The organism is Phytopseudomonas daroniae, from assembly GCF_004327285.1.
Lineage (GTDB): Bacteria > Pseudomonadota > Gammaproteobacteria > Pseudomonadales > Pseudomonadaceae > Aquipseudomonas > Aquipseudomonas daroniae.
Window position 1 is genome coordinate 1 of record NZ_QJUI01000014.1, and the last position, 24,330, is coordinate 24,330.

Here is a 24,330-nt window from a genome sequence, read left to right on the forward strand (position 1 = left end):
CCCTCAAACCTTGCCCATTCCCTCCCCCCACGCTACAGTCCTCCCGTCACGGTAAATCCCGTGACCGGGTGTGGTAGCCCGATTCACACGAAGGCGCGGTAGCGCCATAGTCGAGAGCAGGCGCTTTTTTTGTGCCTGCTGTTTTCTCGTGCATTTATGGCGGGCCGTGTGAGGCAGGCTTCGGCCTGGCCGGCCTTCCTTCGTGAGTCGGTCTACCACCCTTGCACGGTCCGCCTCCATATCGTGTGGTAGCGAATGGAACGCGGCTCCTTAAATTCACGAAGGAGCATAAGGAAAATGCACTATCCCCCTTTTACCCAAGGGCTCCGCCCTGGGCTGCTGGCTGTCGTGTCGACTTCCGTGTTGGAGGTGCTGCATGAGCCGCTTTGAGTCCGTCGTTATCCCCTTCCCCACCCCGCCAAACTCGTTGCGCAGCCATGCGGTCAATAATTGCTCGGTTCTGGCCGCGGCCGAGTATCGAGCGGCGCTGCTGGCCAAACTGCTCAGGCACATTCCCCAGCAGGAAATGGCGAGTACCACCGGCATGCTGCTCAGTGAGTTGATCGTGCTTTACCGCCAGGCCATCTACCAGGCGCACAGGAGGGCCGAGCATGATTGAGCGGCAACGGCACTTTACTCATCTGCCGGCACATGATGGGCAACCAGCCGCGGCCTTCGGCTGGGGCGAGAACTGCCAGGCGAGCTTCACCGATGGCGCGCAGCAGGCACAGGCCTGGTTGGACGATGCCAACAGCGGCTGGCTGTGGGCCAATCTACTGCTGGAGCGTCAATTGTTCCCACCGGGTGCGCAGCGCCATGCCTTCGAGCTGGGCTTTCTCAGCCGCATTCACCAGCGCCTGTGTTCACCGTTGGGTGGCGGGCATCTGGCACGGCGCACGAAGTTGCAGTTGTAGGCAGGCAAGCGGTGGGCTGCGTTACGCGGCTCACCGCTTGGCATCACACCAGGCTGTCGCGTCGCAGTTGCTGCGCTGGCACACACCGACCGAGGCGGTGCCAGATTCCTGCGGGCAGCACGCGCCCCACTCTCGTCACCGCTACACCACCGCAGCCGCAACAACTCTGGAACGCCAGGCAAACCCCAACACCATCAACAACCCCAGCGCCGCCATCGCCGCGCCGGCCAGGGAAATCGCCGGATAACCCAACCCCGCATTGATCACCGCGCCGCCCAGCGCCGCACCAACCGCGTTGCCCAGGTTGAAGGCGCCGATATTCACCGCCGAGGCCAGGTTGGGCGCGTCCTTGGCGGCCTCCATCACGCGCATCTGCAGCGGTGGCACGATGGCGAAGCTGGCGATGCCCCAGATCAGGATGGCCACGGCGGCTGGCAGCGGCCAGCGCATCAGTACGGTGAACGCCAGCAAGACGATAATCAGCACGCTCAGCGAAACGATCAGGGTGCGGTCGATGGAGCGATCGGCGGCCTTGCCGCCCCACATGTTGCCCAGCGTGAGGCCCACGCCGTACAGCACCAGCATGGCGGTGATGAAGGCGGTGGACGCATGGGTCTCGCTGCTGAGGATCGGCGCGATGTAAGTGAAAACGGTGAACATTGCACTCGAGCCAACCACGGTCAGGGCCAACGCCCCCAGCACCGGGCCACGGCCCAGCGCGCGAATTTCGGCCATTACACCGACGCTTTTCGGCGCCGACAGGTTGGGCAAGGCGAACCACAACGCGGCCATGGCCACCACGCCGAGGCCAGTAATTCCCCAGAATGCGGTGCGCCAACCGAGCACTTCACCAAACCAGGCAGCCAGCGGTACACCGCCGATGGTCGCCAGGGTCAGGCCCATGAACATGGCCGCCACCGCGCCAGCACGTTTCTCCGGGGCGACCACGCTGGCGGCGACGATAGAGCCAACGCCAAAGAACGCACCGTGGTTCAGTGACGTCACCACCCTGGCGAACATAAGGCTGTAGTAATCGGTCGCCAGGGCCGACATCAGGTTACCCAGGGTGAAAATCGCCATGAGTCCGATCAGCAGATAGCGCCGGGGAATCCTGCCGGTGGTCAGGGTCATCAGCGGCGCGCCGAGCAGTACGCCCAGGGCGTAAGCACTGACCAACAGGCCTGCGGCGGGAATGGAAACGCCGAGATCCGCAGCGATGCCCGGCAACATGCCCATGGGGGCGAACTCGGTAACGCCGATGCCAAAGGCACCAATGGCGAGTGCTACAAGGGGTGGATTGATACGCATGGAAGGCTCCTTATCTATGCCGCGAATGATAGGATCCAGACTTTTCAGGCGGTAGATAGCTTTTCTGGAAAGCACCTTTGCGTACGGAGCACAAATGGACTTCAACGGTAGATCAGGTGAAATGGGTGTGTTCACCACCGTGGCGCAGGAAGGCAGCCTGTCGGCCGCCGCGCGTGCATTGGGGCTGACACCCTCGGCGGTCAGCCGGATCATCGCGCGTACCGAACAACGTCTCGGCACCCGCCTGCTGTTGCGCACCACCCGAGCGATCACCTTCACCGCCGAGGGCGAGGCTTACCTGCGCGGCGCCCGGCGTATCCTGGCCGACATGGCCGAGGTCGAAGAAGCCATCACCGACCAGGGCGTACCCAGGGGCCGATTGCGGGTAAGCGCCGCCCTCGGCCATGGGCGGCTGGCCATCGTTCCCCTGGTGGCAGCATTCAGCGCCCGTTACCCGAACATCGTCGTCGACCTCACCCTCGGCGACGAAGTGGTCGACATTCTCGGCGGCCAGGCCGACGTGGCGGTACGCTTCGGCCATCTGCCCGACAGCCCGCTGACCGCACGCAAGATCGGCGACACCGGCCAGGTGGTGGTGGCTTCGCCCGAGTACCTGAAGCGCCATGGCATACCCCAGGAACCGGAAGACCTGCTACGGCACAACTGCCTGCGCTTCAACTTCCGCCGTGCCGAACCCAACTGGCCGTTCATCCGCGACGACAAAGAGTTTTCCCTGAAGGTCAGCGGCAATATCGAATGCAGCAGTGGTGAGGCACTGGCACAACTCGCACGGGTAGGTGCCGGCATCGCGCGCATCGGCGAGTTCAGCGTGGCCGAGGATCTGCAGCGCGGCGACCTGATACCGCTGCTGGAGGCCTGGAACCCCGGCGACCGGGAACCGATTCACGCGGTGTTCGTAGGCGGCTCGGCAATGCCGGCGCGGGTGCGGGTGTTCGTGGATTTTCTGATCGAGCATCACCGGCTCTAAGCACCAGTTGAAGACCCTCGAAGTTGGCAGGCCCCTCTGGATCAGCGGCAACGAGGCAATCGCAGCCGCTATCTGGATACCGTCTTGCTCCTTGGTCTGCAAGAGCCCGTTCGCAGTCTGGGTTCGCACGTAGGAGCGTCGACCCCGGCGCGATGCGATGGCGGCCATGCCGCAAAAATCGCGGTATGGCCACGATTCGCCGCGGGGTCGCGGCTCCTACACGAATCGGGTAATTCTGCGCTTGTTGTTGAATCCCGTAACGCATCGCTTTAGGACGTAGGGTGGACAACGCTTTTCTTGTCCACCGTTACGATTGCCGGATGGTGGACGGGTCGGACCGCGCAGGTGAAGCGTCGTCCACCCTACGACCTGATGGCGATGGCCAGCCGCTTGCGCCCGGGCAGCGGGCATTTCCGTAGCCATCGGCCAGCTCCGGCCATCTGAGACTCAACCCCCGGGGATCGGCTGCACGACGTCCAATCAAGAGGGCCTGCAACTGATCGGAGTGCCGCAAAGACGCGGTCGGCCAAGACGCCGACCACCCATCGTGGCTGGCATCTCAAGCGTAGACCGAGACGATGCCCTCGTACTTGAAATCGGGAGCACTCACCCAGTTGCCATCGACGAACTTCTCCCAGCCACCATAACGAACCTCGCCATTGGCGGAGATTTGATTGAACCAGTTGTTGCCGACCCAACTGCCATCACCCTTCTTGGCTGCATTGATCTCCTTGCCGATATCCACCGTCTGGGCAAAGTTGCCCATGTCGAGATGGTACTTGCCATACATCGACACGTTGTCAGCCGCCACGAAATCGATTTGAAGCTGGGCGTAGCGGTTGGCGGCGCCGACCAGTTGGCTGGAGGCATTCAAGGCGCTCTCCACCCGTTCTGCCTGTTGCTTGGTCAGATCTCCGGCACTGGTCAGGACGAGGCGGCCCTGAGGGTTCACGCTGAATCCGAATTCCTTGCCAGCAAGCTGAGGCTCCCTGGCAACCAGCGTCTTCATCACCTTGTCGTAATCGGCTTCCACCGACGTGTAGGCGCTCCCGGTGTCGCGGAACAACTCACGCGCCACCAGCTCGGAGGTAATCGGGCGGCTCACCTGCCGATACAGGTCGAACGAGCGCGTATCCTCCGGCACGTCCGAGACGTTGGATTGCGAGAGCACCGAAGCATGCAGTGAGGATTCCGGCGCGACTTCAACCTGCGCAGGCAGGGCCTGTGCTTGTGTCCTCTGCCCCGCGCTCGCGACCTTGGATTGCCATGTGGACAGCGTGGCCGGCAGTGCTCCGATCTCCATAGCAGTCTCCCTTCTCGGTTGTGATCCTGCCCATGTAGTCGGCAGAAGTGCGGGAAATCTTAGGGCTGTTGACATTTCAGCATGACCGCGCCGAAGCCCTGCGGCTTGCGCTGAAACGTCAACAGACCCTAGAACGTAGGGTGGACAACGCTTTTCTTGTCCACCGTTGCGATTGCCGAATGGTGGACGGGTCGGGCCGCGCAGGTGAAGCGTCGTCCACCCGACGCCCCTACGGCCGGCTTACCAACACGGTCAGGATGATCGCACCCGGCAGCACAGCCAGGATCAAAAACCCGATGAAGGTCGGAAAGAAATACAGGTAGCTGTTGGTGTCCTTGTAACGCCCCCCGGTCAGGATCCTCAGCACCCACAGACCGAACACCCTGAAACCGCGTTCGATCAGCGTACCGATGAAGTTCAGAATCTCATCCATGATGCCAGCAAACCTCTTCGTCCGAGCCCGGCCTACCGACCTAGTCCAGATAGCGCCCTGCCTGCTCAGTGATTCAGGCAAAGCAGAAACAGCAGATACAGCCCGAATCCCACGACCGGCAGCAAATGCCACAGGTTGGACAACCAAGGCGCCGAGTTCAGGTAGCCGACGATCAGTAGGCCCGCGGTGAATATCGAGATGGCCGGTAGCAGCAACATCAGGCTCGACAGCAGGCGATCCTGGAACGGCGTCAGCTCGCTGTGGTTGGCGAGAGCAGCACCGGAAAACACAACGAGCAGGCCCTGCAGGCCTGCGAAAAACAACTGGCCAATCACTCCAATGATCAATGCCGTGAGAGACATGGGCTCGCTTCCTTTCATTCACCCGGTTGTAGATTGGCCAGCAGCTTGCCGGTGAGTGCATGCAACTGCTGTTTTTCCTCGTCACTGAGGGCAGCCAGAACGCGTTGCAGGTTATCAACGTGGGCACTGAGCATGCTGTCGATCAGTTCATACCCTGCCGGCGTCAGGGCCACCAGGATGCCGCGTCGGTCGGTCGGGTGCTTGCGGCGTTCGATCAGGCCAGCCTTTTCCAAGCGGTCGATGCGGCTGGTCATGCCGCCCGAGGAAATCATCGCGCTCTCATACAGCGCCGTGGGCATCAGCGCGTAGGGTTCGCCCGAACGGCGCAAGGTGGCGAGCAGGTCGAACTCGCCGGCCTGCAGGCCGTGTTCGGCGAAGAACGGCAACAGGTGATCGCGGCCAATCACTTGAGATAGCTCGCCCAGACGACCGATTACCGCCATGGAGAATCCGTCCAGATCCGGGCGCTCCTGTTGCCACTGCTCGGCGGCCAGTTGTGCACGATCCTGCATATCGCCCTCTATTTATCTTGCTATCAAGATACTTTTCGAAAAGAATGTTTTCATCTTAGCGTATTCATCGGATGGAACCAGCCATGTCACCCTCCAATCCACGGCCAATACTGGCGCTAATGCTGTTGCTCGGCATCGGCGCGCTGATGGGATTGACCAGCAATCTGGTGAAGCTGGCCAGCGCAGCGGGCTGGTCACCGGTGGCCTATCTGCTGTGGAGCCTGATCGGTGGCGGCTTACTGTTGCTGGCGTTCACCCGCCTGCGTGGTGAGACACCCGGCATGAGCCCACGCCTGCAACGTTACTACCTGGCCTCCGGGCTACTCAGCATCGCCCTGCCCAATGGCCTGCTGTTCAGCTCCATTCCTCATGTCGGTGCCGGTTTCGCCTCCATGTGCCTGGCGTTTCCGCCGCTGATCACTTATCTGCTGGCCCTGGCGCTGCGCATGGAACCGCTGAGCCGCATGCGCCTGCTCGGCATCTGCATCGGCCTGGGTGGCAGCCTGCTGCTGGCCTTGGACAAACTGCACAGTGGCGACAGCCCGCTGCTGTGGATCATCGCCGCGCTGGCCGTGCCGGTGTTCCTGGCTCTGGGCAATATCTACCGTTCGCGCTGCTGGCCACCCGGTGCCAGCCCGTTGTCGCTGGCCCCCGGCATGCTGCTGGGCGGTGCCCTGCTCCTGCTGCCTCTGGCGCTATTCGACGTAAGGCTCAGCCCTAACCTGGACAGCGGCGTGGCGATCGTCCTGCTACTGGTGCAGATGGCCCTGTTCGCCATCGTCTACGCCTTGTATTTCGTCTTGCAGAAACTGGCCGGCGCGGTGTACCTCAGCCAGATCGGTTCGGTGGCGGCGATGCTTGGCGCAGCCATGGCCGTGACGCTGCTGGATGAACGCGGCAGCCTGTCGATGCTGCTGGCGGCACTGTGCATCGTCGGCGGCGTGCTGCTGGTCGCCTGGCGTGGCGCGCAGAAAAACAAGCGATGAAACGTCAGCCCCTGCTGTTGCTCGCCATCGTCCTGCTCGGCCTGAACCTGCGCCCGGTGCTGGCGGCGGTCGGCCCGCTGCTCGACCGCATCCAGCTCGACACCGGCCTGGGTCATGTCGGCGCCAGCCTGCTGACCAGCCTGCCCATCGTGATCATGGGCCTGGGCGTCCTGGCTGCCGGTGTGTTGCGCCAGTACACCGATGATCTGCGGCTGAGCTGGCTGGCCATGGCCGTAGCCACCCTGGCGCTGATGGCCATGGCCGCGCGTTTCAAGCCGGGCAGCGGGCACTTTCACACGCGAACCGGCTGATGCCCTCAGCCGCGGCGCTCACGCAGGTAGGCGATGACCGCCGCTTCATCGCCGGCGAACTCGATTCGCTCGGCCTTGCTGTCGCGCTGATAGGCGTACATCGGGTCGTAGTACTCGCGCAGCAGACCTTCGATCCAGCCACGGTGCAGCTCTACCGTACCGCTGCGCTGCTGCTCGTTCAGGGCAGCCTGCATGATGGCCAGCAGGCGCTGATGGCGCTCACCGCCCAGACGTTTGTGGATATTGTTCAGGCTCTGCAGCAGCCGCTCGGCGAACAGTCCGAAGCCGCTGTCTTCACCCTGCACGCTGATGAACTCGGCGCACAGATTGACTACGTAGTCGCGCAGGATACGTTCGACACGGTTGTCGAAACTGTCCTCCAGCCAGACCAGCGGATAGCGCTGCATACCCTGGTACAGCGCCAGCGGCACGTTGCAGCTGCCGACGATACGCCCCTCGTCCTCCACCACGAACTGCTCGATGCCCGCCGCGCGCTTCCTGAGCAGGTCGATGGCCAGGGCATTCTCGAAGTCGATCTGTGCCGGCTGGCCGGTGGCGCGCTTGCCGAAGCTGGAGCCGCGATGATTGGCATGGCCTTCCAGATCCAGGGCATTGGGCAATTGCGCCAGCACATCGGTCTTGCCGGTACCGGTCATGCCGCCGACGACCACGAACCGACACTGCTCCACCGCCTGTTCGAGGGTCTCCAGCAGGAAGGTGCGCATGGCCTTGTAGCCACCGACCACCCGCGGGTAGTCGATGCCGGCCTCCTTGAGCCATTGCTGGACGATCTGCGAACGCAGCCCACCACGAAAGCAGTACAGGTATCCATCCGGATTGGCCCGCGCGAACGCCACCCAGGCCTCGACCCGCTCGGCCTTGGTCTGACCGCCAACCAGCTGGTGCCCCAATCTGATGGCAGCATCCTGGCCGTGCTGCTTGTAGCAGGTGCCGACCTTCTGCCGTTCCAGGTCAGTCATCAGCGGCAGATTGAGCACACCGGGAAAGGCACCTTTGCCGAACTCCACCGGCGCGCGGGTATCCATCATCGGCACATCGGTGAGAAACAGGTCGCGGTAGTTACGGGCGTCGTCGCGCATCAGAACACCTCTACCGCGTGACGCTGTCGTTCGACCAGCACGCCGATGGGCGCCAGTTCCAGCCCCAGCTCGGCGGCGAGCGCAAGGAACTCGGCCTCGCCCTGCTCGCTGACGGCGATCAACAGACCGCCGCTGGTCTGCGGATCACAGAGCAGGTCGCGCTGCTCGTCACTGAGCGCCTCGATGCGCTCGCCGTAGCTGTCGAAGTTGCGCAGCGTGCCACCCGGTACGCAACCCTCGGCGAGGTAGTGCTCGACGCCCGGCAGGCGCGGCACGGCCGCATAGTCCAGACGCGCGCTGAGCCGCGCGCCGTCGGCCATTTCCACCAGGTGCCCGAGCAGGCCGAAGCCGGTGACGTCGGTCATCGCCGTGACCCCGGCCAGCTTGCCGAAGCGGCTGCCCGGCTTGTTCAGGGTGCACATCCAGTCGCGGGCCAGGCCGACGTCTTCGGCACGCAGCCTGGCTTTTTTCTCGGCGGTGGTGAGAATGCCGATACCCAGCGGCTTGGTCAGGTACAGCGTGTCGCCGACCTGGGCGGTGTCATTGCGCTTCATGTGTTTCTTCTGCACCACGCCGGTTACCGCCAGGCCGAAGATCGGCTCCGGCGCGTCGATGGAATGCCCGCCGGCCAGCGGAATACCGGCGGCATCGCAAACTGCGCGGCCACCCCGAATCACCTCGCGTGCGACTTCCGGCGGCAACAGATTGACCGGCCAGCCGAGAATGGCGATGGCCATCAGCGGGTCGCCGCCCATGGCGTAAATGTCGCTGATCGCATTGGTGGCGGCGATGCGGCCGAAGTCGAAGGGGTCGTCGACGATGGGCATGAAGAAGTCGGTGGTCGAGACCACGCCGCGCTCCTCGTCGAGGGCGTACACGGCGGCATCGTCCCGGGAGGCATTGCCCACCCAGAGATTCGGGTCGAGATTCTGTGCGCCGCTGCCTGCGAGGATTACCTCCAGCACCTTGGGGGAAATCTTGCAGCCGCAACCGGCACCATGGCTGTACTGGGTCAGGCGGATCGGCTCACTCATGGCAACGCTCTCGGCAACTGGGAAACAGGGCGCGGATTCTAGCAAAGCTGGTCTTTCTCGCGGCGCCTCCTATAATCGCCGCGCTCTCTAACGAATCCTTTGCAGCGCCTGTCTTGGCGCTGCTATCCGTTTTTTCCGCTATTGAACCGGAGAACTCCCATGCTCAAGCGCACCCTGGCGCTCGCCGCCGGCCTCGCCCTGTCGGTTTCCGCCCTGACTGCCCACGCCGCCGAAACCCTGCGCGTATCGGCCATTCCCGACGAGGCGCCGACCGAACTGCTGCGCAAGTTCAAGCCGCTGGGGGCATACCTGGAGCAGCAATTGGGCATGCAGGTCGAGTTCGTCCCGGTGGCGGACTACCCGGCAGTGGTCGAGGCACTGGCCACCGATCGCCTCGACATGGCCTGGCTGGGCGGTTTCACCTTCGTGCAAGTGCATCTGAAGACGGGCAACGCCATTCCCCTGGTGCAGCGCGAACAGGATGCCGAGTTCACCAGCACGTTCATCACCGCCGACCCGAACGTGAAGTCGCTGGCCGACCTGAAGGGCAAGACCTTCGCCTTCGGCTCGGTGTCGTCCACCTCGGGCAGCCTGATGCCGCGCTACTTCATGCTGCAGGACGGTATCAAGCCGGAAACCTTCTTCAGCCGCGTGGCCTACTCCGGTGCCCATGACGCCACCGCCGCCTGGGTGCAGGCTGGCAAGGTCGATGCCGGCGTGCTCAACGCCAGCGTATGGGACAAGCTGGTCAACACCGGCAAGGTCGATACCGACAAGGTCAAGGTGTTCGCCACCACACCGACTTACTTCGATTACAACTGGACGGTACGCGGCACCCTCGACCCGGCACTGGCCGAGAAGATCAAGCAGGCCTTCCTGACCCTCGACCCGGCCAATCCGGAGCACAAGGCGATCCTCGATCTGCAGGCGGCGAGCCGCTTCATCGACACCAAGCCCGAGAACTACAAGGGCATCGAAGAGGCTGCCCGTGCTGCCGACCTGCTGAAATGACCCTGCGCCTGTCCGGCATCGGCCTCAGGCACGGCAACGGCGTTCAGGCACTCGAGGATCTGCACCTGAGCATCGCTCGCGGCGAGCGGGTGGCGATCATCGGCCCGTCCGGCGCCGGCAAGTCGAGCCTGCTCAATCTGCTGGCCACGGCGCTGGCACCGAGCACTGGCGAGCTTGAGGTGCTTGGTGAAAGCCCCTGGCAACTGTCGAGCCACCAACGGCAGCGGCTGCGCGCGCGCATCGGCCTGATTCATCAGGCGCCGCCGCTGCCTGCGCGGCAGCGGGTGATCACTGCGGTGCTGGCCGGCAAGCTCGGCCAGTGGGGCCTGGGCAAGAGCCTGCTGAACCTGCTGCACCCATTGGACATTCCCGGCGCACGCGCCGAGCTGGCGAAGCTGGATCTGGCCGACAAGCTGTTCGCCCGCTGCGGCCAGTTGTCTGGCGGTCAGCTGCAACGGGTCGGCATTGCCCGGGCCCTGTATCAGGCGCCAGAGCTGCTGCTCGCCGACGAACCGGTCTCGGCGATGGATCCGCGCCTGGCCGAGCACACGCTGTCGTTACTCTGCCGCCATGCAGAGGCCAATCAGGTGACCTTGGTCGCCAGCCTGCATACGGTGGAACTTGCCCTGGCGCATTTCCCGCGCATCATCGGCATCCGCGATGGGCAGGTCGTCTTCGACCTGAACGCCAGCGAGGTCGACCGGCAGCGCCTGGATGCCCTGTATGCCAACGAGCAACTGAGCCCGGCACCCCACAGCGAGGCGTCCGCCAGCCCCTGGGCGCCGCGATGCTGAGAAGCGACCGGCGCGATCCCGCGGCCGTTTCACGCCTGCTCCTGAGCCTGCTGGCCCTTGCCCTGCTATGGCCAGGTATCCGGCTGGCCGAGCTGGATCTGACGGTACTGCTGCAACCGAACAGCACCCAGTCGATGGGCAGCTTCCTCAAGGACTTCTGGCCGCCGGCTCAGGATGCCGACTTCCTCGCCCTGCTGCTGGACGCCACCCTGCAGACCCTGGCCATCGCCACCGCGGGCATGGCCCTGGCTCTGCTGCTGGCGGTGCCGGCAAGCCTGCTGGCCAGCCGCGCGCTGTCCTTGTCGGCGGCGTCCCGCGGCGGGCGCCCCAGCCTGCTCGGCCAATGCCTGCGCTGGCCGGTGCGCGGGTTGCTGATCATCCTGCGCAGCGTGCCGGAAATCGTCTGGGCACTGCTGTTCGTGCGGGCCGTCGGCCTCGGCCCTACCGCGGGCGTGCTGGCCATCGCCATCACCTACGCGGGGATGCTCGGCAAGGTCTATGCGGAAATCTTCGAATCGGTGGATCAACGTCCGGTGCACGCCCTGCTGCAATCGGGCAGCGGACGCCTGGCGGCATTCGCCTACGGTGTGTTGCCCAATGCGGCGGCGGAACTGACCTCTTACACGGTGTACCGCTGGGAATGTGCGGTACGCGCCTCGGTGGTGATGGGTTTCGTCGGTGCAGGCGGCCTGGGTCAACAGATCGACCTGTCCATGCGCATGTTCGCCGGTGCCGAGGTAGCGAGCATGTTGCTGACCTTCCTGGTGCTGGTGCTACTGGCCGACCAGCTCAGCCGCCTGCTGCGCGGGAGGTTCGCATGAAGCGCCTGGGTAACGGGTTACTGGTGCTGGCCATCACCGCCGCGGTGATCGGCTCATTCATTTACCTCGGCCTGGATCTGCTCAGCCTGGTCAGCGGTGACAGCCTCGGGCAGATGGGCAGCTACGCGCTGCGCTTCATGAGCCCGGATTTCAGCAGCGAGCACCTGCAGGCCACTGCTCGGGGTGCCATGGAAACCCTGGCCATGTCGGCGCTAGGCACCCTGCTCGCAGCCGTACTGGGCCTGTTCCTCGCCCTGCCTGCGGCTGGTCGCCTGGGCTGGCCGCTGCAAAGCGTCACGCGTTTGCTGCTCAATGCCTTACGCGCCATTCCCGAACTGGTCTGGGCGGTGCTGATGGTACTGGCCGCCGGCCTCGGCCCCAACGCCGGCACCCTGGCCCTGGCACTGCACACCGCCGGCGTGCTTGGCCGGCTGTTCGCCGAAGCGCTGGAAAACACACCACAGGAGCCAGCCGCGGCCATTCGCCTGCAGGGTGGCGGAGCGTGGATGGCCTTCTGTTACGGCACCCTGCCTTCCCTGTGGCCACAGTTGCTGGCCTATACCCTGTATCGCTGGGAAAACAATATCCGCATGGCGGCGATCATGGGCTTCGTCGGTGCAGGCGGGTTGGGCCAGATGCTGTACGTGAGCCTCAGCCTGTTTCAGGAAGCCCAGGCCAGCACGGTAATCCTTGCCATGTTGCTGCTGGTGCTCGCGGTGGATGCCTTCAGCGGCTGGACGCGGCAGCGCTGGGTGCGCAATTAATCCCGGACAGGCTTCGCCTGCTGGCGAGAAGATCAAACGGCACATCGCGCCTCCGTCAGGGCTCGATCGACCCTGCCAGCCGCCACCTAACGCCTGATACAACCCCACCAGCGCCAGAGAAGTTGCCTGGCTGCTGTCCACCAGTTCCTCCTCGTTGACCAGCAAGGCGTGCTGCACCGATAGCACGTTGAGGTAGTCCACCGTGCCCTGGGCGTATTGCTGCTCTTCACAGCTTTGCGCCACGGCCTCTTGCAGATGATCGTGACGGCGTTGCTGGGCCTGGTAGGCGGCCATGGCGTCGTCCACTTCATGCCAGGCGCCGAGTACGGTGCGCTGGTAAGCGCGTACCAACGAACCGCGGTACTGAAGTGCAATGAAAAAGGCCCTGCAGTGCAGGGCCTCCGGTACAGCATGCGCCGGGCTATTTGCTGCCGAGCTTCTTCAACTCTTCGTCACGCAGCTCGCGGCGCAGGATCTTGCCGACATTGGTGGTCGGCAGGCTCTCGCGGAACTCGACCTGCTTGGGCCGCTTGTAGCCGGTGAGGTTGTCGTGCATGTGCGCCATGACCTGTTCCTTGGTCAGGGTCATGCCCGGCTTGACCACCACGAACACCTTGATCGCCTCGCCGGAACGCTCGTCCGGAACGCCGATGGCGGCGCACTGCAGCACCTCGGGCAGGGTCACCAGCACGTCTTCCAGCTCGTTGGGATAGACGTTGAAGCCGGACACCAGGATCATGTCCTTCTTGCGGTCGACGATGCGGATGTAGCCGTCTTCCTGGATCAGACCGATGTCACCGGACTTGAACCAGCCATCGGCATCGATGACTTCGTCGGTGGCTTCCTGACGCTGCCAGTAGCCCTTCATCACCTGCGGGCCCTTGATGCACAGTTCGCCGATCTCGCCCAGCGCCAGGTCGTTGCCCTGGTCGTCGATCACCTTGAACTCAGTGGACGGCACCGGAATACCGATGGTGCCCATCTGGATATTGGTGATGGGGTTGACCGAAGCCACCGGGCTGGTTTCCGTCAGGCCGTAGCCTTCGCAGATGGCGCAGCCGGTCACCTGTTTCCAGCGCTCGGCCGCCGCTTGCTGCAGCGCCATGCCACCGGACAGGGTGACCTTGAGCTTGGAAAAATCGAGCTTCTGGAAGCCGTCGTTGTTGCTCAGCGCCACGAACAGGGTATTGAGGCCAACGAAACCACTGAACTGGAACTTGGACAGATCCTTGACCATGGTCGGCAGGTCACGCGGATTGGTGATCAGCACGTTGTGGTTGCCGCAGTGCATCATCGCCATGCAGTGAAAGGTGAAGGCGTAGATGTGGTACAGCGGCAAAGGTGCGACCAGGATCTCGCTGCCTTCGTTGAGGTTGGAACCCATCAACTCGCGGCATTGCAGCATGTTGGCGATCAGGTTGCGGTGGGTCAGCATCGCGCCCTTGGCCACACCAGTGGTACCGCCGGTGTATTGCAGCACGGCGACCTCGTGAGCAGCGGGGCTGGCTTCGCTCACCGCCTTGCCACGGCCCTGGCTCAGGGCGTCGGTGAGTTTGATGGCGGCTGGCAGGTTGTAGGCCGGCACCATCTTCTTCACGTACTTGACCACGGCGTTGACCAGCAGGCGCTTGAGCGGCGACAGCATGTCGCCGACCTCGGTGACGATCACCGTCGTCACGCCGGTCTTGGGCACCACCTGCTCGGCCAGGTGGGCCATGTTGGCCAGGCAGACCAGCGCCTTGGCGCCGGAATCCTTGAACTGGTGTTCCATTTCCCGGGCGGTGTACAGCGGGTTGGTGTTGACCACCACCAGCCCGGCACGCAGAGCGCCGAAAACCACCACCGGATATTGCAGAACGTTGGGCAGTTGCACGGCGATGCGGTCGCCGGGCTGCAGATCCGTGTGCTGCTGCAGGTAGGCAGCGAAATGACCGGACAGCTCGAACAGCTGACCGTAGGTGAGGGTCTTGCCCAGATTGGTGAACGCGGGCTTGTCGGCGAACCGCTGGCAGGACTGCTTCAGCACCGCCTGAACGTTGGGGTACTGGTCGGGATCGATCTCGGCCGCGATCCCCTCGGGATACTTGTCCGTCCAGAAGTTTTCGGTCATGGACACCCACTCCTAAGCAACAGCTTGTCTTCACCGCGTATGCGGTTGTTTGTTGTATGTATGCCTACTGTTCGGCCCCTATGAGGCGAAAGCGGGCCGAGAGTAGCAGAGTTGCCAGATACCGACCAGAGCTCGAAACGGCCAGCCAGTACCGAAAGTGACCAAAAAAAATTAATAGTCACAAAGCTTTTTCAACCGCGATTGATCCGCAGAAGTCATCGGACGGCAGGCAAGGCCCATGATAGACGCCTGCAACTTTTTCTGCCGGGCGAGATTGGCAAGAGAGAGAAGGGATCGAAAGAGCGCAGAGCAGCGACGACGGCGGCTACGTCCAACCTCGGTCGAGTAGCGTGGGTCGAGCGCAGTCGTAGGATGGGTGAAACCCATCAATTGCCGATGGGTTTCACCTACGCGGCCCGACCCATCCTACGGACTAGAAGCGCGATCCGCGGGACAGCTTGAGCCGCGCAGGCGCCACTCGACGGCGAGTGAGGGATTGGCAACCATCCGGCCGGCGCCTCTAACTTGCCGCTTGAAGCTTGCGGCTTGTAGCTCTAATCGCGCAGCTCACGCCGCAGGATCTTGCCTACCGGTGTCATTGGCAGCGAATCCCGGAAGACGATGTGCCGCGGTACCTTGTAGCCCGTGAAGTTGTCCTTGCAGTAAGCCTTCAACTCTTCGGCCGTGAGGCTATTGTCGCGCTTGACCACGAACAGCTTGACCGCCTCCCCGGACTTTTCATCGGGTACGCCGATGGCCGCGCAACTGGCAACCTTGCTATGGGCCATCACCACATCCTCGATCTCGTTGGGGTACACATTGAAGCCGGAGACGATGATCATGTCCTTCTTGCGGTCGACGATGTGCACGAAGCCATCCTCGTCGATCACCGCGATATCGCCGGACTTGAACCAGCCTTCGGCATCCAGCACCTCGGCGGTGGCGTCCGCTCGATTCCAGTAGCCCTTCATCACCTGCGGGCCTTTGATGCATAGCTCGCCCCGCTCGCCCAGCGGCAGTTCGTTGCCGTCGTCATCGATGATCTTGAAGGTGGTTGCCGGCACCGGAATGCCCACAGTGCCCAGCCGCGCATACTCGCCGTAGGGGTTGGCGCTGGCTATCGGCGAGGTCTCGGTGAGGCCGTAGCCTTCGACCACCGTACAACCCGTCAGGCTCTGCCAGCGTTCGGCAGTGGCCTTGACCAGGGCGGTGCCGCCCGAATTGGTGACCTTGAGGTGGCTGAAGTCGAGTTTCCTGAAGTCTGGATGATCCATCAACGCCACGAACAGGGTGTTGAGCCCCAACAGCGCGGAGAACTCCCATTTGCCCAGTTCCTTGATGAAACCGGGGATATCGCGCGGGTTGGTGATCAGCACGTTGTGGTTGCCATTGACCATCATGCACATGCAATTCACGGTGAAGGCATAGATGTGATAGAGCGGCAGCGGCGCGATCATCACCTCCTGGCCGCGCTTCATCAGCGGAATGCCGTCGGGGCCGTGCTGGGACATGCAGGCGTCGGCCTGCAGCATGTTGGCGATCAGGTTGCCGTGGGTGAGCATGGTGCCCTTGGCTACGCCGGTGGTACCGCCGGTGTATTGCAGCACGGCAATATCGTCCTGCGCGGCGGTGACCGCACGGGCCGACAGGCTGGCGCCTTTGCGCAGCACCTGCTTGAACGACAGCGCCTGGGGCAGATGATAGTCGGGCACCATCTTCTTGACCTTCTTCACCAGGGTATTGACCAGCCAGCCCTTGAGCGTGGGCAGCATGTCACCCATGCGCGCTTCGATCAGGTAGTCGATATCGCTGTCGGGCAGCACTTCCTGCACCAGCTTGCCGAACATGTTCAGGTACACCAGCGCGCGCACCCCGGCATCCTTGAACTGATGACGCATCTCGCGGGCGGTATACAGCGGGTTGGTGTTGACCACGATCAGGCCGGCGCGCAGTGCACCGAACACCGCGATGGGGTACTGCAGTACGTTGGGCATCTGCACGGCGATGCGGTCGCCGGGTTTGAGATCGGTGTGCTGCTGCAGGTAGGCGGCGAACGCGCCGGAAAGCTCATCCAGCTCTCCGTAGCTCAGCGTTCTGCCCAGGTTGCTGAAGGCGGGCCGATCCGCAAAGGTCTTGCAGGAGCGTTCGAACACTTCGACCACCGACTGGTAGGCGCTCATGTCGATATCGTTGGGCACGCCAGCGGCGCGTTTGTCGTTCCAGAAATCAGGTTGCATTGTTGTTGTCCTCATTTCCCTGAATATCCGTTGAGCCTCAAGGCTCCAGTGAACTTAGCAGCCGACCACCTGCTCGCAAACCTACAATCAATACCGTGAATTTCAGCCCCTGCGCGGTCTACAATGCGCGGCATACGCAGGCTCAAGGAATTGCCATGCAGCACCGCACCTTTTGGCTCGACAGCAGTGATGACGTCCCCCTGTACGTCAACCACTGGCATGCCGAGCGTGCCCCCCGGGCGGTGCTGATGCTCGCTCACGGCATGGCCGAGCACAGCGGCCGCTACGCCCGCCTGGCCGAAGCGTTGGTAGCGGCTGGTTTCGACCTCTACGCCCACGATCAACGCGGCCATGGGCAGACGGCGCAACACGGCAGCCTTGGCCATTACGCTGATCGGGAGGGTTGGGCACGGGTGGTAGGCGATCTCTCGACGCTCAATCACCACATCCGTCAGCAATGGCCACAGGCACCGATCTTTCTGTTCGGCCACAGCATGGGTAGCTTCATCACCATGGCCTACCTGATGCGCCACAGCAGCAGCGTGCAGGGCGCGGTTCTGTCCGGCTCCAACTATCAGCCATTGCGGGTTTACCAGGCTGCCACGCTGATCGCCCGCTTCGAGCGCTGGCGCCAGGGTGCGAATGGCCGCAGTGGGCTGATCGACTGGCTGTCGTTCGGCACCTTCAACAAGGCCTTCAAACCTGCCCGTACCGCCTTCGACTGGCTCAGCCGTGACGCGACAGAGGTCGACCGCTACATCGCCGACCCACTGTGCGGATTTCGCTGCAGCAACCAGTTATGGCTCGATTTGCTCGAAGGCCTGCAACAGATCACCCCGACCGCCCGCCTGAAGCAGATCGATCCGTACTTGCCCGTGCTGATCATCGGGGGCGACCATGACCCGATGAGCCAGGGCCAGCGCCTGCAACACCTGGCCGACGCCCTGAGCCGTTCAGGGCATACCCGCACGACACTCAAACGTTACCCCCAGGCCCGTCACGAACTGCTCAACGAGCTGAACCGTGACGAGGTCACCCGCGACCTGATCGACTGGCTGGAACAGGCACTGGAGCAGCCCCGCCAGCGACCATCACTTCCTCAGGAACCCAATCCATGACACAAAGCAGCAACACGCCCTACGACAGTCTCGAAGTCGGCCAGACCGCCACCTACAGCAAAACCGTGGAAGAACGCGACATCCTGCTGTTCGCCGCCGTCTCCGGCGACCATAACCCGGTGCATCTGGATGCCGAGTATGCGGCCACCACCATGTTCCGCGAGCGCATTGCCCACGGTATGTTCAGCGGTGCGCTGATCAGTGCGGCGGTGGCCTGCACCCTCCCCGGCCCAGGCACCATCTACGTGGGCCAGCAGATGAGCTTCCAGAAACCGGTCAAACTCGGTGACACGCTCACCGTACGCCTGGAAATCCTCGAGAAACTGCCGAAATTCCGCGTGCGCATCGCCACCCGTGTGTTCAACCAGAACGACGAGCTGGTGGTAGACGGCGAAGCGGAAATCATCGCGCCGCGCAAGGCGCTGACCGTCGAACTGGCTACCCTGCCGCCGATCGGCATCGGCTGATGCCCTCGCGAGCGCAGACCTCCAGGTCTGCGCCCCCTCTCCCCTGACTTCCCCTGGAGCACCCCATGTCCCTGTCCATGTACAACATCTCGATTCCGGTCTTCACTCGCCAGCTGAACAATCTGTCGACCATCCTCGGTATCGCTGCGGCCAACGCCGAAACCCGCAAGATCGAGCAGAGCGTCTTTCTCAACGCACGCCTGGCAGCGGACATGTTCCCGCTCAGCCGCCAGGTGCAGATCGCTTGCGATACCGCGAAAACCGGCGCCGCCCTGCTGGCAGGCGTCGAAGCACCGAGCTACGCCGATGACGAAACCAGCATCGCCGAATTGCAGGCGCGCATCGCCAAGACCCTGAGCTTCCTGCAGGGCATCAGCACCGCGCAGCTCGATGGCAGTGAAGATCGCACCGTGACGCTCAAGCGTCGTGACAAGGAAACCCACTTCCTGGGGCTGGCCTTTCTGCTCGATCACGTATTGCCGAACTTCTATTTCCACCTGACGACCACCTACGCCATCCTGCGCCACAATGGTGTCGGGATCGGCAAGCGCGACTTCCTCGGCACCCGCTGAGAACCTGCTCGAGATTTTTGTAAGGGCATTGATGGACTGCTGCTGGCCGTCCCACCCGCAGGGTGGATCGGGGCGCGTAGCTGACGCTCTTTTCATCCGCCACTCTAGTCCGCCATGGCGGACAAAAAGAGCGTTGTCCACCCTACGTCCGCTCCCGCCACCTTGCAGGCAAAAACGTCTTGAGTCGCCCGTAACCTGTTGGTGCATGCCCAGACGGCATCGCACCAAGACAGGTCAAATCTGGTTATCTTCAACAAAAATAATCGGCAGAAGCGCTGAAAATCCGCATTTCATTGTGCGCATTGCACAACCCGCACTGTACGACCCGCCAAACCCATCACTTGGCACGTCACCTGCTATAGCCATGCCTTCCCTCACCCCCGTGGAGCTAGGCCATGACGCATCCCACCACCGACAGTGACTACCCCCTGAGCGAGGTTCCGGCAGGCGCCCGCAAGGGTCTGTTCTCCACCTCGATCATGTTGTTCTCCTTCACTTTCTTCACCGCCACCATGTTCGCGGGCGGCAAGATCGGCATGGCCTTCGACTTCACCACCCTGATCTGGGCGGCCGTCATCGGCAACCTGCTGCTCGGCCTGTATGCCGCGGTACTGGGTTTGATCGCCTGCCGCAGCGGCCTGAACTCGGTGCTGATGGGTCGTTTCTGCTTTGGCGAGGCCGGCAGCAAGCTGTCAGACATACTGCTGGGCTTTACCCAGATCGGCTGGTACGCCTGGGGCACGGCGACCGTCGCCATCGTGCTGGTGAAAATCCTCGGCCTGCCGGAAGGCCTGACCACCGCGCTGATGGTGCTGTTCGGCTTCGCTTTCTGCATCACCGCGTTCATCGGCTACAAGGGCCTGGACATCCTTTCGCGGATTTCCGTACCGGCCATGCTCGCCCTGCTGATCTGCTCGCTGTGGATCGCCACCGATGACATTGGCGGCCTCAGCGCGCTGCTGGCCATCGAACCGACCCAGAGCATGACCCTCAGCGTCGCCATCACCATGGTCTTCGGCACCTTCGTCAGCGGCGCCACCCAGGCCACCAACTGGACACGCTTCGCCCGCACCGGCCGTATCGCGATGATCGCCAGCATGGTCGGATTCTTTCTCGGTAACGGCCTGATGATCGTTGCCGGTGCCTATGGCGCTATCGTCTACCAACAGCCGGATGTCGTCGAAGTGCTGGTGCTGCAGGGCCTGTCCATGGCGGCGGTGATTATGCTGTTCCTCAACCTGTGGACGACTCAGGACAACACCATCTACAACTTCGCCGCCGCCGGCTGCAACCTGCTGCGCACCGGGCGCCGCAAGACGGTCACCGTGGTTGGCGCCGGCATCGGCACCTTGCTGGCCATCGGCGGCATGTACGAGCTGCTGATCCCCTTCCTGATCCTGCTCGGCTCGATCATCCCGCCGATTGGCGGGGTGATCATGGCGGACTACTTCTACGGTCATAAGGGCCGCTACCCGCTGCTCGCCGACACGCGCCTGCCCGCCTTCAACTGGGTCGGCCTGGGTGCCTATACCGTCGGTGCGCTGTGCGCCTACTTCTCGCCCTGGGTCGCGCCCCTGGTCGGTATCGCCGTCGCTGGACTGGTGTACGTCAGCCTGTTCGAAGCGAAGAAAGTGTTCGCCGCTCGCGGCCTGGTCGCCGACGCATGAGCCTGAGCGTCGCCGATGTACTGGCCCTGCCCGGCCTGCATGACCTGCGCCTGCGCGCGGCTCAGGCGGCGCTGGGCAACCCGGTGCGCTGGCCATACGTGGCCGAGAATGCGGATATCGCCGATTGGGTGATGGGTGGCGAACTGGTCTTCGTCACCGGGATCAACCATCCCCGCGATGAGGCCAACCTGCTGCTTCTGGTACGCCAGGCGGTCGAACGCGCCACTGCCGGCCTGGTGATTCTCACCGGTGCCGAGTACATCCAGAGCATCCCGGCAACGGTGCTGGCCGAAGCGGAGCGCCTCGGCCTGCCGCTGCTGGAGCAGCCCTATCAGTTGAAGATGGTGGTGGTGACCCAGGCCATCGGTACCGCCCTGGTACAGCAACAGATGCTCGGCAGTTCGCGCCAGCATGTGCTGGAGCAGTTGCTGGAAGGCGATTACCAGTCGCTCGACATCCTCCTGCAGCGTGCCGCCAGCCTCGACCTGCCCCTCGACGTACCGCGCCAGATCGCTCTGCTGCGCCTGCAGAACAGCGAGCGACTGTTCGACGGTGAGGCGGCCAACAGCGGCGAACGCCTGCTGCGCGACAACCGTCAGTGCCTGCAGCAACGCCTCGAGCAATGCCTGCAGCAACTCGGCGACGCACTGCCGCTGATCAGCCAGGGCGAACACTGGATCGCCCTGCTGCCGTGCACGAACAATCAGGACGAACAACGCAACCGCCGGCTGCTGATGGAGCTACTCGGCGAACTGGACGAGCGTCTGCAGCCCCAGCGCCTGGTTCTCGGTCTCAGTACCGGCAATCATTATCCGGAGCGCCTGGCCCGCGCCCTGGGCCAGGCCCGCCAGGCGCTGGTTGCCGCACAGGCCTTTCCCGAGCGGCTGGGGCTGTGCAGCTTCAACGAACTGGGGGTGATCGAGCTGCTCGCCGCCATCCGCGACCGCAGCCTGCTCGAGCGCTTCGTCGAACGTACGCTGGGGCCGTTGATCGGCGATGACTCGCGTCATGAACCGGTGCTCATGCCCACCCTGGAAGCCTGGTTCTTCGAGAACGCCAACATGGCCCTGGCCGCCCAACGCCTGGGCGTGCACCGCAACACCCTGAGCTACCGTGTACAGCGTATCGAAGCGCTGACCGGCTGCTCCTTCGATGATCCTCACGACCGGCTCAATATCAGCATTGCCCTGCTGATCCGCCGCCTGTCGTCTCATAGCCTGCCAAGGAGTACCCCATGAACATCGTCAACGCCCGCCTGCGTGGCCGCGAAGGCCTTTACCGTATCGCCCTGGACGGCCCGAAGATCGCCGCCATCGCTGCACAGCCGGACACCCTCAGCGCCAGCACAGGTGATCTGGACGCCGCCGGCAACCTGGTGGTGCCGCCCTTCGTCGAGCCGCACATCCACCTCGACGCCACGCTGACCGCCGGCGAGCCGGCCTGGAACATGAGCGGCACGCTGTTCGAAGGCATCGAGCGCTGGGCCGAGCGCAAGGCCCTGGTCACCTTTGATGACACCAAGACCCGGGCGAAGAAGACCATCGACATGCTGGTCGACCACGGCATCCAGCACGTACGCACCCACGTTGACGTCACCGACCCGACCCTGGCCGCGCTGAAGGCGATGCTCGAAGTCCGTGAAGAAACCCGTCACCTGATCGACCTGCAGATCGTCGCCTTTCCCCAGGAGGGCATCGAGTCCTACGCCAATGGTCGCGCGCTCATGGAGCGGGCCGTGGAGCTGGGCGCCGATGTGGTCGGCGGCATTCCGCACTTCGAGAACACCCGCGATCAGGGCGTCAGCTCGATCAAGTTCCTGATGGATCTGGCCGAACGCAGCGGCTGCCTGGTCGACGTGCACTGCGATGAAACCGATGACCCGCAGTCGCGCTTTCTCGAAGTGCTGGCCGAAGAAGCTCGCGTACGCGGCATGGGCGAACGCGTCACCGCCAGCCACACCGTGGCCATGGGTTCCTACGACAACGCATATTGTTCGAAGCTGTTCCGTTTGCTGAAGATGTCGAAGATCAACTTCGTCTCCTGCCCCACCGAGAGCATCCACCTGCAGGGGCGCTTCGACAGCTACCCGAAACGCCGCGGCCTGACCCGTGTGGCGGAAATCGATCGTGCCGGCATGAACATCTGCTTCGGCCAGGATTCCATCGTCGACCCGTGGTATCCGCTGGGTAACGGCAACATCCTGCGCATCCTCGAAGCTGGCCTGCATATCTGCCACATGCTCGGCTACAGCGACCTGCAACGCAGCCTGGATCTGATCACCGACAACAGCGCACGCACCCTCAACCTGGGCGAACGTTATAGCCTGGAAGTGAACCGCCCGGCCAATCTGCTGATTCTCTCGGCGCCCGACGACTACGAGATGATCCGCACCCAGGGTTACGCGCTGGTATCGGTTCGTCACGGCGAAGTGCTGATGCGCAGAACCCCGGCAAGCGTGCAGCGCGGCTGATCGGTTCGCAGCTCACGCAGGGAGCCAGCTCTTACATGCCGGCAGCTAGCGAACGACAATCGCCAGATGACACATTTGTAGGAGCCCCGCCCCGGGGCGAATCGTGGGCACATCGCGATATCGGTGCTGCCTGAGCCATTCGCCGCGAGGCCGCGGCTCCTGCAGATTGAACGGCCTTGAACGCTTTACTCCACCCGTACGCTGGCGGTCATGCCGGCGCTCAGTTGAACGTTTTCCGGCACTGCATCGAGCTTGATGCGCACCGGGATACGCTGGGCCAGGCGCACCCAGTTGAAAGTCGGTTCGACATTGGCCAGCAACTGGCCGTCCGGGCTGGCGTTGCGGTCGGTGATGCCGCGGCTGATGCTTTCCACCTCGCCACGAATCTCCTGCTCGCCACCCATCAGCCAGACCTCGACCGGTGCGCCGACCTGAATACGCGGCAGCTTGGTCTCCTCGAAATACGCCTGCACGTAGAACGATCCGGTATCGACCAGCGCCATCACCGACTGGCCGGCCGTCACGTAGTTGCCTTGGGCCAGCACCAGGTTGGTGACCTGGCCATCACGCGGCGCCCGCACTTCGCTGCGCGCCAGGTTGAGCTGGGCGATACGCAGGTCGGCCTGGGCCTCGCGGAATTCGCTACGCGCCATCTCGGCGCTGATCTGTGCGTTCTCGCGCAGCTCGGCGCTGATCGCCTGCGAGCCAAGGCGGGCGCGCCGGGAGGCTTCGTGCTCGCGCAGGCTGAGTTGCTGCTTGCGGATATCCACCACGGCCTGGGCCTTTTCCACCGCGGCCTGGTAACGGTCGCGGTCGATGGTCATCAGCAGGTCGCCAGCCTCCACCTGCTGGTTATCGCGCACCTTGAGCTCGACCACCCAGCCCGATACGTCCGGCGCGATGGTCACCACGTCGGCCCGCACCCGGGCGTCGCGGGTCCAGGGCGTATACATGTAGTGCTGCCAGATCCAGGAGCCGGCGAGAATCGCCGCAACCACCATGGCCAGGGTAATGCCGACGCGAATCGTCGAACGCATGTTCTCTCTCC

The 24,330-nt window shown here is 63.4% G+C and carries 25 protein-coding genes and 1 pseudogene; 15 read left to right on the top strand and 11 right to left on the bottom strand.

Annotated elements, in window-relative coordinates:
• Positions 1-376 precede the first annotated feature (376 nt).
• Positions 377-619 carry a hypothetical protein gene (locus DNK06_RS16340; RefSeq protein ID WP_131181059.1) on the top strand — a complete coding sequence of 81 codons (243 nt, stop codon included), beginning with the start codon at positions 377-379 and terminating at the stop codon, positions 617-619.
• Positions 612-914, top strand: a complete 303-nt coding sequence (locus tag DNK06_RS16345; protein ID WP_131181060.1) for a LasR-specific antiactivator QslA — start codon at positions 612-614, stop codon at positions 912-914. The genes DNK06_RS16340 and DNK06_RS16345 overlap by 8 nt, the downstream gene beginning before the upstream one ends.
• 141 nt (positions 915-1,055) lie before the next feature.
• Here the strand turns inward: DNK06_RS16345 and DNK06_RS16350 are convergent, their stop codons facing one another.
• Positions 1,056-2,222, bottom strand: coding sequence for an MFS transporter (locus DNK06_RS16350; RefSeq protein WP_131181061.1), 1,167 nt, complete (start codon positions 2,220-2,222; stop codon positions 1,056-1,058).
• A gap of 94 nt (positions 2,223-2,316) precedes the next feature.
• On the opposite strand from DNK06_RS16350, the gene DNK06_RS16355 reads away from it, so the two are divergent.
• Complete coding sequence (locus DNK06_RS16355) at positions 2,317-3,210, top strand: LysR family transcriptional regulator (protein ID WP_131181062.1); 894 nt, start codon at positions 2,317-2,319, stop codon at positions 3,208-3,210.
• A gap of 559 nt (positions 3,211-3,769) precedes the next feature.
• Here the strand turns inward: DNK06_RS16355 and DNK06_RS16360 are convergent.
• From DNK06_RS16360 to DNK06_RS16375, 4 genes are all read right to left on the bottom strand, one after another.
• The gene (locus DNK06_RS16360; RefSeq protein ID WP_131177727.1) at positions 3,770-4,513 is read right to left on the bottom strand and encodes a hypothetical protein; all 744 of its coding nucleotides are present in this window, start codon (positions 4,511-4,513) and stop codon (positions 3,770-3,772) included.
• A 229-nt stretch (positions 4,514-4,742) separates the two neighbouring features.
• The gene (locus tag DNK06_RS16365) at positions 4,743-4,946 is read right to left on the bottom strand and encodes a hypothetical protein (RefSeq protein WP_131181063.1); all 204 of its coding nucleotides are present in this window, start codon (positions 4,944-4,946) and stop codon (positions 4,743-4,745) included.
• A 65-nt stretch (positions 4,947-5,011) separates the two neighbouring features.
• Complete coding sequence (locus tag DNK06_RS16370; RefSeq protein WP_131181064.1) at positions 5,012-5,308, bottom strand: hypothetical protein; 297 nt, start codon at positions 5,306-5,308, stop codon at positions 5,012-5,014.
• A gap of 14 nt (positions 5,309-5,322) precedes the next feature.
• Positions 5,323-5,820 (bottom strand): MarR family winged helix-turn-helix transcriptional regulator, encoded by a 498-nt coding sequence (locus DNK06_RS16375; RefSeq protein WP_131181065.1) that lies wholly within the window; start codon positions 5,818-5,820, stop codon positions 5,323-5,325.
• A gap of 83 nt (positions 5,821-5,903) precedes the next feature.
• Between DNK06_RS16375 and DNK06_RS16380 the strand changes: the two genes are divergently transcribed.
• Together DNK06_RS16380 and DNK06_RS25335 are read left to right on the top strand one after the other, a co-directional pair.
• On the top strand, positions 5,904-6,806 hold the full coding sequence (locus DNK06_RS16380; protein ID WP_131181066.1) for a DMT family transporter: 903 nt from the start codon (positions 5,904-5,906) through the stop codon (positions 6,804-6,806).
• Positions 6,803-7,117 (top strand): hypothetical protein, encoded by a 315-nt coding sequence (locus DNK06_RS25335; protein ID WP_242674689.1) that lies wholly within the window; start codon positions 6,803-6,805, stop codon positions 7,115-7,117. Before DNK06_RS16380 ends, DNK06_RS25335 begins: the two co-directional genes overlap by 4 nt.
• 5 nt (positions 7,118-7,122) lie before the next feature.
• On the opposite strand, the gene mnmH is transcribed toward DNK06_RS25335, so the two are convergent.
• Together mnmH and selD are read right to left on the bottom strand one after the other, a co-directional pair.
• Positions 7,123-8,217: a tRNA 2-selenouridine(34) synthase MnmH gene (gene mnmH, locus DNK06_RS16390; protein WP_131181067.1), complete on the bottom strand. Its 1,095-nt coding sequence runs from the start codon at positions 8,215-8,217 to the stop codon at positions 7,123-7,125.
• The gene (selD, locus tag DNK06_RS16395) at positions 8,217-9,251 is read right to left on the bottom strand and encodes a selenide, water dikinase SelD (RefSeq protein WP_131181068.1); all 1,035 of its coding nucleotides are present in this window, start codon (positions 9,249-9,251) and stop codon (positions 8,217-8,219) included. The genes mnmH and selD overlap by 1 nt, the downstream gene beginning before the upstream one ends.
• A gap of 159 nt (positions 9,252-9,410) precedes the next feature.
• On the opposite strand from selD, the gene DNK06_RS16400 reads away from it, so the two are divergent.
• The 4 genes from DNK06_RS16400 to phnE are packed head-to-tail and all read left to right on the top strand — an operon-like array spanning position 9,411 to position 12,641.
• Positions 9,411-10,262 carry a putative selenate ABC transporter substrate-binding protein gene (locus tag DNK06_RS16400; protein ID WP_131181069.1) on the top strand — a complete coding sequence of 284 codons (852 nt, stop codon included), beginning with the start codon at positions 9,411-9,413 and terminating at the stop codon, positions 10,260-10,262.
• Positions 10,259-11,056 (top strand): phosphonate ABC transporter ATP-binding protein, encoded by a 798-nt coding sequence (locus DNK06_RS16405; RefSeq protein ID WP_131181070.1) that lies wholly within the window; start codon positions 10,259-10,261, stop codon positions 11,054-11,056. Before DNK06_RS16400 ends, DNK06_RS16405 begins: the two co-directional genes overlap by 4 nt.
• Positions 11,050-11,877, top strand: a complete 828-nt coding sequence (locus DNK06_RS16410; RefSeq protein WP_131181071.1) for a PhnE/PtxC family ABC transporter permease — start codon at positions 11,050-11,052, stop codon at positions 11,875-11,877. Before DNK06_RS16405 ends, DNK06_RS16410 begins: the two co-directional genes overlap by 7 nt.
• Entirely contained in the window at positions 11,874-12,641 is a 768-nt protein-coding gene (gene phnE / locus DNK06_RS16415) for a phosphonate ABC transporter, permease protein PhnE (protein ID WP_131177717.1), read from the top strand. The genes DNK06_RS16410 and phnE overlap by 4 nt, the downstream gene beginning before the upstream one ends.
• Before the next feature lie 72 nt (positions 12,642-12,713).
• Here phnE and DNK06_RS25340 read toward each other — a convergent pair.
• From DNK06_RS25340 to fadD2, 3 genes and pseudogenes are all read right to left on the bottom strand, one after another.
• Positions 12,714-12,980, bottom strand: a pseudogene (locus tag DNK06_RS25340) (efflux transporter outer membrane subunit); the annotation flags it as partial.
• Positions 12,981-13,062: 82 nt separating this feature from the next.
• Complete coding sequence (gene fadD1 / locus DNK06_RS16425; RefSeq protein ID WP_131181072.1) at positions 13,063-14,751, bottom strand: long-chain-fatty-acid--CoA ligase FadD1; 1,689 nt, start codon at positions 14,749-14,751, stop codon at positions 13,063-13,065.
• A gap of 554 nt (positions 14,752-15,305) precedes the next feature.
• Positions 15,306-16,988 carry a long-chain-fatty-acid--CoA ligase FadD2 gene (fadD2, locus tag DNK06_RS16430; protein ID WP_131181073.1) on the bottom strand — a complete coding sequence of 561 codons (1,683 nt, stop codon included), beginning with the start codon at positions 16,986-16,988 and terminating at the stop codon, positions 15,306-15,308.
• Positions 16,989-17,143: 155 nt separating this feature from the next.
• Here fadD2 and DNK06_RS16435 point away from each other — a divergent pair, with 155 nt between their 5' ends.
• From DNK06_RS16435 to codA, 6 genes are all read left to right on the top strand, one after another.
• Positions 17,144-18,106: an alpha/beta hydrolase gene (locus DNK06_RS16435; RefSeq protein ID WP_131181074.1), complete on the top strand. Its 963-nt coding sequence runs from the start codon at positions 17,144-17,146 to the stop codon at positions 18,104-18,106.
• A complete protein-coding gene (locus tag DNK06_RS16440; protein ID WP_131181075.1) occupies positions 18,103-18,573 on the top strand; it encodes a MaoC family dehydratase in 471 nt (156 codons plus the stop codon). The genes DNK06_RS16435 and DNK06_RS16440 overlap by 4 nt, the downstream gene beginning before the upstream one ends.
• Before the next feature lie 65 nt (positions 18,574-18,638).
• Positions 18,639-19,145 (top strand): DUF1993 domain-containing protein, encoded by a 507-nt coding sequence (locus DNK06_RS16445; RefSeq protein ID WP_131181076.1) that lies wholly within the window; start codon positions 18,639-18,641, stop codon positions 19,143-19,145.
• A 395-nt stretch (positions 19,146-19,540) separates the two neighbouring features.
• A complete protein-coding gene (gene codB, locus DNK06_RS16450; RefSeq protein ID WP_131181077.1) occupies positions 19,541-20,812 on the top strand; it encodes a cytosine permease in 1,272 nt (423 codons plus the stop codon).
• Positions 20,809-22,050: a PucR family transcriptional regulator gene (locus DNK06_RS16455; protein ID WP_131181078.1), complete on the top strand. Its 1,242-nt coding sequence runs from the start codon at positions 20,809-20,811 to the stop codon at positions 22,048-22,050. The genes codB and DNK06_RS16455 overlap by 4 nt, the downstream gene beginning before the upstream one ends.
• Positions 22,047-23,282 (top strand): cytosine deaminase, encoded by a 1,236-nt coding sequence (gene codA / locus DNK06_RS16460; RefSeq protein ID WP_131181079.1) that lies wholly within the window; start codon positions 22,047-22,049, stop codon positions 23,280-23,282. The genes DNK06_RS16455 and codA overlap by 4 nt, the downstream gene beginning before the upstream one ends.
• Before the next feature lie 185 nt (positions 23,283-23,467).
• Here the strand turns inward: codA and DNK06_RS16465 are convergent, their stop codons facing one another.
• On the bottom strand, positions 23,468-24,319 hold the full coding sequence (locus DNK06_RS16465; RefSeq protein WP_131181080.1) for an efflux RND transporter periplasmic adaptor subunit: 852 nt from the start codon (positions 24,317-24,319) through the stop codon (positions 23,468-23,470).
• Positions 24,320-24,330 lie beyond the last annotated feature (11 nt).